Annotated in this window: 12 protein-coding genes and 1 pseudogene; 7 read left to right on the top strand and 6 right to left on the bottom strand. The window is 70.7% G+C overall.

Annotated features, from left to right (window positions below):
• Together BHU15_RS00170 and BHU15_RS00165 are read left to right on the top strand one after the other, a co-directional pair.
• The coding region (locus tag BHU15_RS00170) for a UDP binding domain-containing protein (protein ID WP_303741119.1) at nt 1-685 on the top strand (685 nt) is incomplete at its 5' end.
• 119 nt (nt 686-804) lie between these two features.
• A complete protein-coding gene (locus tag BHU15_RS00165) occupies nt 805-1335 on the top strand; it encodes a hypothetical protein (protein ID WP_069625263.1) in 531 nt (176 codons plus the stop codon).
• Nucleotides 1336-1386: 51 nt separating this feature from the next.
• Here the strand turns inward: BHU15_RS00165 and nadE are convergent, their stop codons facing one another.
• From nadE to BHU15_RS00140, 5 genes are all read right to left on the bottom strand, one after another.
• Nucleotides 1387-2229, bottom strand: coding sequence for an NAD(+) synthase (gene nadE, locus BHU15_RS00160; RefSeq protein ID WP_069625262.1), 843 nt, complete (start codon nt 2227-2229; stop codon nt 1387-1389).
• An 82-nt stretch (nt 2230-2311) separates the two neighbouring features.
• Nucleotides 2312-3436, bottom strand: a complete 1125-nt coding sequence (locus BHU15_RS00155) for a GuaB3 family IMP dehydrogenase-related protein (RefSeq protein ID WP_069625261.1) — start codon at nt 3434-3436, stop codon at nt 2312-2314.
• A gap of 114 nt (nt 3437-3550) precedes the next feature.
• Nucleotides 3551-5053: an IMP dehydrogenase gene (gene guaB / locus BHU15_RS00150; protein ID WP_031229985.1), complete on the bottom strand. Its 1503-nt coding sequence runs from the start codon at nt 5051-5053 to the stop codon at nt 3551-3553.
• A gap of 146 nt (nt 5054-5199) precedes the next feature.
• Complete coding sequence (locus tag BHU15_RS00145; protein WP_023539266.1) at nt 5200-5775, bottom strand: sigma-70 family RNA polymerase sigma factor; 576 nt, start codon at nt 5773-5775, stop codon at nt 5200-5202.
• A gap of 277 nt (nt 5776-6052) precedes the next feature.
• Complete coding sequence (locus BHU15_RS00140) at nt 6053-6664, bottom strand: response regulator transcription factor (RefSeq protein ID WP_003948568.1); 612 nt, start codon at nt 6662-6664, stop codon at nt 6053-6055.
• A 439-nt stretch (nt 6665-7103) separates the two neighbouring features.
• Here BHU15_RS00140 and BHU15_RS00135 point away from each other — a divergent pair, with 439 nt between their 5' ends.
• Nucleotides 7104-7427 (top strand): WhiB family transcriptional regulator, encoded by a 324-nt coding sequence (locus tag BHU15_RS00135; protein ID WP_069625260.1) that lies wholly within the window; start codon nt 7104-7106, stop codon nt 7425-7427.
• Nucleotides 7428-7502: 75 nt separating this feature from the next.
• On the opposite strand, the gene BHU15_RS00130 is transcribed toward BHU15_RS00135, so the two are convergent.
• Nucleotides 7503-8441 carry a LysR family transcriptional regulator gene (locus BHU15_RS00130; RefSeq protein ID WP_069625259.1) on the bottom strand — a complete coding sequence of 313 codons (939 nt, stop codon included), beginning with the start codon at nt 8439-8441 and terminating at the stop codon, nt 7503-7505.
• 94 nt (nt 8442-8535) lie between these two features.
• Between BHU15_RS00130 and BHU15_RS00125 the strand changes: the two genes are divergently transcribed.
• The 4 genes and pseudogenes from BHU15_RS00125 to BHU15_RS00115 form a co-directional block, all read left to right on the top strand.
• Entirely contained in the window at nt 8536-9291 is a 756-nt protein-coding gene (locus BHU15_RS00125) for an MOSC domain-containing protein (RefSeq protein ID WP_069625258.1), read from the top strand.
• 11 nt (nt 9292-9302) lie between these two features.
• The gene (locus BHU15_RS00120; RefSeq protein ID WP_031229989.1) at nt 9303-10106 is read left to right on the top strand and encodes an SDR family NAD(P)-dependent oxidoreductase; all 804 of its coding nucleotides are present in this window, start codon (nt 9303-9305) and stop codon (nt 10104-10106) included.
• Nucleotides 10107-10195: 89 nt separating this feature from the next.
• Nucleotides 10196-10341 (top strand): annotated as a pseudogene (locus BHU15_RS37880) (DeoR family transcriptional regulator); the annotation flags it as partial.
• A 127-nt stretch (nt 10342-10468) separates the two neighbouring features.
• Nucleotides 10469-11500, top strand: a 1032-nt coding sequence (locus BHU15_RS00115; RefSeq protein WP_069625257.1) for a hydroxyacid dehydrogenase, incomplete at its 3' end; no start/stop codon positions are given.

Genomic DNA, 11500 nt, shown 5'->3' with positions numbered 1-11500 from the left:
GGTGGTCCGCGCGCGCGGACCGCGCGAGGCCGAGACCGTGGGGCTCCTCGAAACCAACTTCCGGCACGTCAACATCGCCCTGGTCAACGAGATGGCCGTGCTCTGCCACGACCTCGGCGTCGACCTCTGGGACGTCATCCGGTGCGCCGAGACCAAGCCGTTCGGCTTCCAGGCCTTCCGCCCCGGCCCCGGCGTCGGCGGCCACGGCGTCCCCATGGACCCCAGCTACCTCCCGCACGCGAGCCGCACCCCGGGCCACCCGCTGCGGATGGTGGGCCTCGCGCAGGAGATCAACACGCGGATGCCGCAGTACGTGATCCAGCGCTGCGCCGCGCTCCTCAACGAGCACGGCAAGTCCGCGCGCGGCGCCCGCGTCCTGCTCCTGGGCGTCACCTACAAGCAGGACCACGCCGACCAGGAGGGCTCACCGTCCACCGAGATCGCCTGCCGGCTGACCGACCTGGGCGCGACCGTCAGCTACCACGATCCGTACGTCCCCGACTGGCGCGTACGCGACCAGCCGGTCCCCCGCGCCGACTCTCTTTACGAGGCAGCGGCGCACGCGGACCTGACGGTGCTGCTCCAGCACCACCGTACGTACGACCTCCAAGGTCTCGCCGTGAAGGCCCAGTTGCTGCTCGACACCCGTGGGGCGAGCCCGGCGGGCGCGGCGTACCGCCTCTGAGACGTCGGGCCCACCGGCCTTCCGCAGTCAGGCAATTGCCTACGACGGTGTCGTAGCGGACTGCTATGGTCCAGGGCGCTCGCACAACGGTGTGGGCATTCCTTGGGGGGATCCTTCCTATGAGCCAGTCCGTTCCGCCGCCCGGCAACCCGTACGCCAACGGCCCCGGCGGGCCCGTCCCGCCCGGCTCCGGCAACCCGTTCGCCGGTGGGCCCGGCAACCCCTTCGCGCCGGCCCCTCCGGCCCCGCCGGTCCGTGACGCCCTGGGCCTCGGGCTCGCCGCCGCGGCGGGGACCGCGATCGCCGCCGCCGCGATCTACGGCGGGATCGCCGGTGCCATCGAGAGCGAGATCAGCTTCGCCGCGATCGGCGTCGGCTTCGTCATCGGCTGGGTCGCGGGCAAGGTCGGCGGCCGTAACCCGATCCTCGCCGTCGTCAGCGCCGTACTCGCGCTGGCCGCCGTCTACCTGGGGCAGATCTTCGGCATCGCGATCATCGGCGCCGACGAGTTCGGCGTGCCGGTGACCGAGATGCTGTTCGACAACTTCAGCCTGCTGACCGACGCGTGGAACGCGAGCAAGGACGTGATGACGTTCCTCTTCCTCGCCCTGGCCGCGTTCGCGGCGTTCTCGGGCGCCAAGAAGGCCTGACCCGGCGCCTGATCGCGTGCGGCGCACCCGCCGCACGCGGTCAGGGCGTGCTCAGCTCCGCCACCAGTCGTCGAGCGGCGTGACCGGTACGGCCCGCTTGTGCCGGGTCGCGAGGTACACCGACTCCACGCGCGCCGCCAGCTCCGGCGTCACGTCGACGCCCTCCAGATAGTCGTCGATCTGCGCGTACGTCAGACCGAGCGCCTCCTCGTCGGGCAGCGCGGGCCGGTCGTCCTCCAGGTCGGCCGTCGGCACCTTCTCCCAGACACTCGGCGGTGATCCCAACTCCCGCAGCAGCGCCGCTCCCTGACGTTTCGTCAGCCCGGTAAGCGGAGTGATGTCGACACCACCGTCGCCGTACTTGGTAAAGAAGCCGGTCACCGCCTCCGCCGCGTGGTCGGTCCCCACGACGAGCAGCCCCAGCTGCCCGGCGATCGAGTACTGGATCACCATGCGCTCGCGGGCCTTTATGTTGCCGCGTACGAAATCCCGCAGCCGGGGCTCGTCGCCCAGCAGCTCCCGCAGCCCGAGGGCCGACTCGGCGGCGACGGCGTCCGCGCTCGGCTTGACGTTCACCGCGATCGACCGGTCGGGCCCGATGAACTCCAGCGCGATCTGCGCGTCGTCCTCGTCGGCCTGTACGCCGTACGGCAGCCGCACCGCGACGAAGACGCACTCGTGCCCCTCGGCGCGCAGCTCCGCGCTCGCCAGCTGGCACAGCCGCCCGGCCAGCGTGCTGTCCTGGCCGCCGCTGATCCCGAGCACATAGCCCGTGGCCGGGGTCGAGCGCAGATAGTCCTTGAGGAAGTCGACCCGTCGCCGGATCTCGACCTTGGGCACGATGGTCGTCCGGACGCCGAGTTCGGCGAGGATCTGTTCGCGTTGGTTCACCACGCGCGCACTCTACCGACCGTGAAACGGGTGGCCCGGACCGCGTACGGTCCGGGCCACCCGCCGATCATCCCAGGCGAAACGGTCAGCGGCTGTGCTGCGAGTCCGCGACCGTCACCTCGACACGCTGGAACTCCTTGAGCTCGCTGTAACCGGTCGTCGCCATCGCCCTCTTGAGCGCGCCGAAGAAGTTCATCGATCCGTCCGGGCTGTGCGAGGGCCCGGTCAGGACCTCCTCCGTCGTCCCGACGATGCCCAGGTCCACCAACTTGCCACGCGGCACGTCCTCGTGGACGGCCTCCATGCCCCAGTGGTGCCCCTTGCCCGGCGCGTCGCTCGCCCGCGCCAGCGGGGAGCCCATCATCACCGCGTCGGCGCCGCACGCCACAGCCTTGGGCAGGTCGCCGGACCAGCCCACACCGCCGTCGGCGATCACGTGCACGTACCGCCCGCCGGACTCGTCCATGTAGTCACGCCGCGCGGCGGCCACGTCCGCGACCGCCGTCGCCATCGGCACCTGGATGCCCAGCACGTTACGGGTGGTGTGCGCGGCCCCGCCGCCGAAGCCCACCAGCACACCGGCCGCGCCGGTGCGCATCAGGTGCAGCGAAGCGGTGTACGTGGCGCAGCCGCCGACGATGACCGGGACGTCCAGCTCGTAGATGAACTGCTTGAGGTTCAGCGGCTCGGCGGCGCCCGAGACATGCTCGGCGGAGACCGTGGTGCCACGGATCACGAAGATGTCCACGCCGGCGTCCACGACGGCCTTGGAGAACTGCGCGGTGCGCTGCGGCGAGAGCGCGGCGGCCGTGACCACGCCCGAGTCGCGCACCTCCTTGATGCGCCGCCCGATCAGCTCTTCCTGGATCGGCGCGGCGTAGATCTCCTGGAGCCTGCGGTTGGCGGTCGCCTCGTCCAGCTCGGCGATCTCGTCCAGCAGCGGCTGCGGGTCCTCGTAACGGGTCCACAGACCTTCGAGGTTGAGTACGCCGAGACCGCCCAGCTCACCGATGCGGATCGCCGTGCTCGGCGAGACCACGGAGTCCATGGGGGCGGCCAGGAACGGCAGTTCGAAGCGGTAGGCGTCGATCTGCCAGGCGATCGAGACCTCCTTCGGGTCGCGGGTGCGCCGGCTGGGGACGACGGCGATGTCGTCGAAGGCGTACGCCCGGCGTCCGCGCTTGCCGCGGCCGATCTCGATCTCAGTCACGATGTGTGGCCTTTCCTCTACGTCTGCGCCTTCAGTATCCCCGACCCGGCCCGGCACACCGGTGAGGGGCGGTCCCGAGATGAACGGGACCGCCCCTCACCGGAGAGCGGGTTGTCAGCGACCGGTGTAGTTCGGCGCCTCGACCGTCATCTGGATGTCGTGCGGGTGGCTCTCCTTGAGCCCCGCCGCGGTGATCCGGACGAACCGGCCCTTGCGCTCCATCTCGTCGATGGAGGCCGCGCCCACATAGCCCATGGTCTGCCGCAGGCCGCCGATGAGCTGGTGCAGCACGGCGCTCAGCGGGCCACGGTACGGCACCTGGCCCTCGATGCCCTCGGGGACGAGCTTGTCGTCCGCGGACACCTCGCCCTGGAAGTAACGGTCCTTCGAGTACGAGCGGCCCTGGCCGCGCGACTGCATCGCACCGAGCGATCCCATCCCGCGGTACGACTTGAACTGCTTGCCGTTGATGAACTGGAGCTCACCCGGCGACTCCTCACAGCCGGCGAGGAGGCTGCCGAGCATCACGGTGGACGCGCCGGCCGCGAGGGCCTTGCCGATGTCGCCCGAGTACTGGAGGCCGCCGTCGCCGATGACCGGGACGCCCGCCGCCTGGCAGACCACCGCGGCCTCGTAGATCGCCGTGACCTGGGGGACGCCGATGCCGGCGACCACCCGTGTCGTACAGATCGAGCCGGGTCCGACGCCGACCTTCACACCGTCCACACCGGCGTCGATCAGCGCCTGGGCGCCGTCGCGGGTGGCCACGTTCCCGCCGATGACGTCCACCGGAACGCTCGACTTGATCTTGGACATCCAGCTCAGCGCGTTGCTGTTGTGCCCGTGCGAGGTGTCCACGACCAGGAAGTCCACCCCGGCCGCGACCAGCGCCTGGGACCGCTCCAGCGCCTCGGGGCTGGCACCGACGGCCGCGCCGACGAGCAGCCGGCCCTCGGCGTCCTTGGCCGCGTTCGGGTACTTCTCGGCCTTGACGAAGTCCTTGACGGTGATGAGGCCCTTGAGAACGCCCTTGTCGTCGACGAGCGGCAGCTTCTCGATCTTGTGGCGGCGCAGCAGCTCCATGGCGTCCACGCCGGAGATGCCGACCTTGCCGGTGACCAGCGGCATCGGGGTCATGACCTCGCGCACCTGACGCGCGCGGTCCGACTCGAAGGCCATGTCGCGGTTGGTGACGATGCCGAGGAGCTTGCCCGCGGCGTCGGTGACCGGGACGCCGCTGATGCGGAACTTGGCGCACAGCTCGTCCGCCTCGCCGAGCGTCGCGTCGGGGCGGACCGTGATCGGGTCGGTGACCATGCCGGACTCGGAGCGCTTCACGAGGTCGACCTGGTTGGCCTGGTCGGCGATGGAGAGATTGCGGTGCAGCACGCCGACGCCACCCTGCCGTGCCATGGCGATCGCCATGCGGGCCTCGGTGACCTTGTCCATCGCGGCGGAGAGCAGGGGGAGGTTCACCCTGACGTTCCGGGACACCAGGGACGTGGTGTCCACCTGGTTCGGGAGGACTTCCGAGGCGCCGGGCAGCAGCAGCACGTCGTCGTATGTCAGCCCGAGCGTCGCGAACTTCTCGGGCACTCCGTCGACGTTTGCAGTCATGACACCTTCCCCAATGGCCTTGATCGGTGCGGATGCCCATGCTAACGGGAACCGGGGGCGTCGAATTCCACGCTTTCCATACCCCCGCGCCGCGCTGTGCCCCCCGGTCACGGCCCGACCACCGCCGGTCGCCGGCCGGTTACCGGTTACTGCTCGGCCAGCGCCCGCAGTCTGCTGAGCGCGCGGTGCTGCGCGACCCGTACGGCGCCGGGCGACATCCCCAGCATCTGACCGGTCTCCTCGGCGGTGAGCCCCACGGCGACCCGCAGCACGAGCAGCTCGCGCTGGTTGTCCGGGAGGTTGGCGAGGAGCTTCTTCGCCCACTCGGCGTCGCTGCTGAGCAGCGCCCGCTCCTCCGGGCCGAGGGAGTCGTCGGGCCGCTCGGGCATCTCGTCCGAGGGCACCGCCGTCGAGCCCGGGTGCCGCATGGCGGCCCGCTGGAGATCGGCGACCTTGTGCGCGGCGATGGCGAAGACGAAGGCTTCGAAGGGCCTGCCGGTGTCCCTGTAGCGCGGCAGCGCCATGAGAACGGCGACGCAGACCTCTTGGGCGAGGTCCTCCACGAAGTGGCGGGCGTCACCCGGCAGTCGGTTCAGCCGGGTGCGGCAGTAGCGCAGCGCGAGGGGGTGCACATGGGCCAGGAGATCGTGCGTCGCCTGCCCGTCCCCGTCGACGGCACGGTGTACGAGCGCACCGATCACCGTGGTCTCGTCATCGCGCATCGGACCATGGTGCCTCGGCGGCTGCTGATCCGTGGCACCGCGTTCATAGTTGTGCACCGAAGCGTTATGAGTAGGTGCGCCGGCACTCATCTCCTGCGCCCTCACCTTCCGCTCGCCCGACTCGTCCCCGAGGAACTCCACAACTCAAGGATGCGGCATCGGGCGGGAAACTGTGGCGTACGGGCACCGGTCACCCTCTCCGCCGCCCCGCCCGCCGCACGGCAGACGGGGTTCCACGACTGTCCGGACGAGCCGTCCGCACGGGTCCGACCAGCGGCTAACGGACCAGGCCCCAGCGGAATCCGAGGGCCACGGCATGTGCCCGGTCGGACGCGCCGAGCTTTTTGAACAGCCGCCGGGCGTGCGTCTTGACCGTGTCCTCGGACAGGAACAGCTCGCGCCCGATCTCCGCGTTCGACCGGCCGTGGCTCATGCCTTCGAGCACCTGGATCTCCCGCGCGGTGAGCGTGGGGGCCGCGCCCATCTCGGCCGACCTGAGCCGGCGCGGGGCGAGCCGCCAGGTCGGGTCGGCGAGCGCCTGGGTGACCGTCGCGCGCAACTCGGCGCGGGACGCGTCCTTGTGCAGATAGCCGCGGGCACCGGCGGCGACCGCGAGCGCGACACCGTCCAGATCCTCGGCGACCGTGAGCATGATGATCCGGGCGCCCGGATCGGCGGACAGCAGTCGGCGAACGGTCTCGACGCCGCCCAGACCGGGCATGCGTACGTCCATCAGAATCAGGTCCGAGCGGTCGGCGCCCCAGCGGCGGAGAACTTCCTCACCGTTGGCCGCGGTCGTCACGCGCTCGACGCCGGGCACGGTCGCAACCGCGCGGCGCAGCGCCTCTCGGGCAAGCGGGGAGTCGTCGCAGACGAGGACGGATGTCATGGCCGCCCTCCGCAGCTGATGCGCGTCACGTTGAGCCTCCAGGCTGAGTACATGTGGTCACCTGTGCGATTGACGCCATCGGACATGTGCCCGATCGCTTCTTCCTTCAACCGCCTCGACCACTCAACGACGGTCACTCGAAAGAGTTACGGGTCCGGAACCGCCTTCGGCACTCTACGTGAGGAGGCGCACACAGAGCAGAGCCTCGCGGGCAGCCCTTCGATCACTCTGAGCTATGCCCCATTTAGCTCCATTTCTTCGCTTTTGCTGGTGTCTGTGGCTACATTCGCAATGAGTCATATTTACATCTACTTACACAGGAGATGTACGGTCGTGAGCACGGTGCGATCAGCGCGCCGGGCTCGTACCCGGCGCCCTGGGGCGCATCTCACGCCCTAGCGGCCCGTATCCGCCTCCACGGATCAAGGGGACATGAGCAATGGCAGATTTCTCCCGGCTTCCCGGACCGAACGCAGATCTGTGGGACTGGCAGCTCCTCGCGGCCTGTCGCGGCGTCGACAGTTCACTGTTCTTTCACCCGGAGGGAGAGAGGGGTGCCGCACGCAGCGCACGCGAAACCTCGGCGAAAGAGGTCTGCATGAGATGCCCGGTCCGCGCGCAGTGCGCGGCCCACGCGATGGCGGTACGAGAGCCGTACGGCGTGTGGGGCGGGCTGACGGAGGACGAACGCGAGGAGCTGATGGGGCGGGCGCGCACCCGGCTGATCGCGACCTCGGGGGCCAACGGGTCGGGCCGCGCCTGACCTGCGACGAACATTCGAAGAAACGTTCCTGCATTTACCGCACCCGTTCACCGATCGGTGAACGGGTGCGAGGCGTCAGCGGGCCGCGGCGCGCTCCAGCTGGTCCAGCGTCGCCGCCACCGCCGGGACCCGCGCGAGATCGGGCAGCGTGAGCGCGACGATCTCGCGCCGGACGGCGGGTTCGACGGTGACCGTGCGGGCGGCCTTCGGCAGCACCGACTCCATGGCCAGCTCCGGCAGGAACGCGACGCCGAGTCCCGCCCCCACCAGGCCGATCACCGCCGGGTAGTCGTCGGTCGCGAAGTCGATACGGGGGGTGAAGCCCGCCTTCTCGCAGGCGTCCACCAGTTGGCGGCGGCAGCGCGGGCAGCCGGCGATCCAGGACTCGTCGGCGAGGTCCGCGATGGAGACGGTGTCGGCGCCGGCCAGCCGGTGACCCTCGGGAAGCAGCCCCACCAGCCGGTCGCTGAGCAGGGGCCGTACGACGAGGTCGCCCCACTCCTCGGCGGCGCCGCCGGTGGAGTCGCGCGCGGAGTCGGCCGTGGAGTCGTCGTGGACCGAGTCGTAGCGGAACGCCAGCGCGACGTCGCAGTCGCCGTCGCGCAGCATCTCGACGGAGCGTGGAGGTTCGGCGTCGACCAGCGAGACGCGGGTGCCCGGGTGGGCGGCGCGCAGGGCGGCCAGTGCGGCGGGGACCAGGGTGGAGCTGCCGCTCGGGAACGAGACGAGCCGCACCCGCCCGGCGCGCAGGCCCGCGATGGCCGCGACCTCCTCCTCGGCGGCGGTGAGCCCCGACAGGATGCCCGTCGCGTGCCGGACGAGGACCTCGCCGGCCTGGGTGAGGCGCATCTCGCGGCTGGTTCTGATCAGCAGGGTCGTACCGACCGAGGCTTCGAGGATCTTCATCTGCTGGCTGACGGCCGGCTGGGTGCAGCCCAGCTCACGCGCGGCGGCGGAGAACGAGCCGGTGGCGGCGACGGCGCGCAGGACACGGAGATGACGGGCTTCGATCACCCTTCAAACATAAGGGACGCTTGGGGGCGACGAGAAATTCGGAGCCGGTCATTTGAGAGGCGCGGGCCGACGGCGGGGGGTTACCGTGCCGGACATGAAGCTTCTGACCGTGAATGTGGGGCGGCCCAAGACCGTCGAGTACTCGGACGCGCCCGGCGGCGCCACCGGCATCGACAAGCGGCCGGTGGACGGCCCGGTCGCGGTGCGCGATCCCGGCCCGAAGGGCGTCGGCGCCAGCGGTCTGGCCGGGGACACGGTCTGTGATCTGCGCCATCACGGCGGCAGCGACCAGGCCGTGTATGTGTACGCGCGCGAGGATCTGGACTTCTGGGAGCGGGAGTTGGGCCGTCCGCTGGCCAACGGCAGCTTCGGCGAGAACCTGACGACGTCCGGACTCGACCTGAACGGGACGAAGATCGGGGAGCGTTGGCGGGTCGGTCCGGATCTGGTGCTGGAGGCGACCAGCGGCCGGATCCCGTGCCGTACGTTCGGCGGCTGGCTCGGCGAGCGCGGCTGGGTCCGGCGCTTCACCCAACAGGGCGTCACCGGTGCGTACTTCCGGGTCCTGGTGCCCGGCGAGATCCGTGCGGGTGATCCGGTCGAGATCGTGCACCGGCCCGATCACGACGTGACGGTGGCGCTCGCGTTCCGGGCCGTGACGACCGAGCGTGAGCTGCTGCCGCGGATGCTGGCCGCCGGGGAGGCCCTGCACGCGGAGGAGTTGAGGACGGCGCGGGAGTACGTGGCGAAACACGGGGACGGCGGCGTCGGCGATCAGGCCACGCCCGACGGGGCGCAGGGCGCTTCCGGTGACCGGACGGGGGCTCGCGAGGGGCGCGCGACGGTCTAACGTGCGGCCTTATGACGACTGCTTTGATTACGGGCGCGACAGCGGGGATCGGTGCGGCGTTCGCGCGGCGGCTGGCGGCGGGCGGGACCTCCCAGTCCGTCGGCGTGGGAAGCGGCCACAACCTGGTGCTGGTCGCCCGCGACACCGAACGCCTCCAGCACCAGGCCACCGAACTCCATGACCTGCACGGCATCGAGGCGGAGGTGCTGACCGCCGACCTGGCGACGGACGAGGGCATCGCGGCGGTCGAGAAGCGTCTCGGCGACCGTACGCACCCGATCGATCTGCTGGTCAACAACGCGGGGTTCGGGAACAAGGGCCGGTTCCTCGACGTCTCGATGGGCGACGAACTGACGATGCTGAAGGTGCACTGCGAGGCGGTGCTCCGGCTGACGTCGGCGGCGGTCACCGGGATGAGGGAACGCGGGCGGGGCGGGGTGGTGAACGTGTCGTCGGTGGCGGCGTTCGTTCCGCGGGGCACGTACGGGGCGTCGAAGGCGTGGGTGGTGCAGTTCACCCAGGGGGTCGCGCGCGATCTGACGGGGAGCGGTGTGCGGCTGATGGTGCTGTGCCCCGGCTTCACGCGGACGGAGTTCCACTCGCGGGCGGGGATGGGGACGGACAACATCCCCAACTGGATGTGGCTGGACGCGGACAAGCTGGTGTCGGCGGCGCTGTCGGACCTGGCGCGCGGCAAGGTGGTGTCGATCCCGGACCCCAGGTACAAGGCGCTGATGGGCGCGGTGAAGCTGGCGCCGCGGGGGTTGCTGGGCGGGCTCACGGCGAAGACCGGGCGGAAGTACGGGCCGAAGTAGCGCGGGGTGGCGGGCTCGCGGGCCGTCGCGGTGATCGAATGATCGGAGTCTTACGTCGTTCGATCACCGCGCACCAGTGTCCTCCCACCGTGCGTGAAGGTGCCGCCGAACGTCATGACCGGTTGCTCGGTCTGGTCCGTGAGCGCGGCACCGTACGGGTGTCCAACTCGCCGAGCGGTTGGGGGTCGCGACCGTCACCGCGCGGCGGGACGTGGAGGCCCTGGCCGCGCGGGGGCCGGCCCACCTCCGCCTGGTCCGATCATCTTTCGATCAATCAATCTTTCGCTCTTGACTTCGCTCAGCGCTGCTCGAAGTATCACGGCCATCGCCTGCCCCCGCCGTACAGGAGACCGACTTCCACCATGCACGACGCCTCTGACAATCGGCCGTCCGCGCTGCTCTCGATGGGTCCGGGCATCGCGGAACGGCTGTTCGCCCCCGGACATCTCGCCCGGCTGACCGGCCTCGTACGCACCGATCCCCGTCTCGTCGCGCACCGCCTCACCGGCCCGGATCCCGACCCCGCCGTCGTCGCCGCGCTCGCGGAGGCCGAACTGCTCGTCACCTGCTGGGGCGCGCCCCCGCTCACCGCCGAAGTCCTGGCAGCCGCGCCGAAGCTGCGCGCGGTCGTGCACGCCGCGGGCAGCGTCAAGCACCACATCACGGAAGCCTGTTGGGAGCGGGGCATCTCGGTCACGTCGGCGGCTGCGGCCAACGCCCTGCCCGTCGCCGAGTACACGCTGGCCGCGATCCTCTTCTCCGGAAAGCGGGTCCTCGGCTCCGCGCACCGCTACCGGGAGACCCGCGCCGCCCACGACTGGCACCAGGAGCTGGGCCGGGCGGGCAACTACCGCCGTACGGTCGGCATCGTCGGCGCGTCCCGGATCGGCCGACGGGTGATCGAGCTGCTGCGGCCGTTCGACCTGCGCGTCCTGCTGTACGACCCGTACGTGGACACCGCCGAGGCGGCGGCTCTCGGCGTCGAGCTGGTCCCCCTGGACGAACTGTGCGAGCGCTCCCAGGTGGTGTCGGTCCACGCGCCGCAGGTCCCGGCCACCCGCCACATGATCGGCGCCGCCGAGCTGGCGGCGATGCCGGACGGGGCGACGCTGATCAACACCGCGCGCGGCTCGCTGGTCGACGAGGCGGCGCTGCTGCCGCAGCTGGTCTCCGGGCGGCTCGACGCGGTGCTGGATGTGACGGATCCCGAACTGCCGCCGCCCGACTCGCCGTTGTACGACCTGCCGAACGTGCTGCTGACGCCCCATGTCGCGGGCTCGCTGGGCGTCGAGATCCACCGGATGGCCGATCAGGCGCTGGACGAGGTGGAGCGGTACACGAAAGGGCTGCCGTTCGAGGATCCCGTACTCCCGTCGGCGCTCGGGCACTCGGCG

Source organism: Streptomyces niveus, from assembly GCF_001723055.1.
Classification (GTDB): domain Bacteria; phylum Actinomycetota; class Actinomycetes; order Streptomycetales; family Streptomycetaceae; genus Streptomyces; species Streptomyces niveus.
Note: the sequence above shows the minus strand (reverse complement) of the source record. Positions and strands in the feature narration are given on the sequence as shown.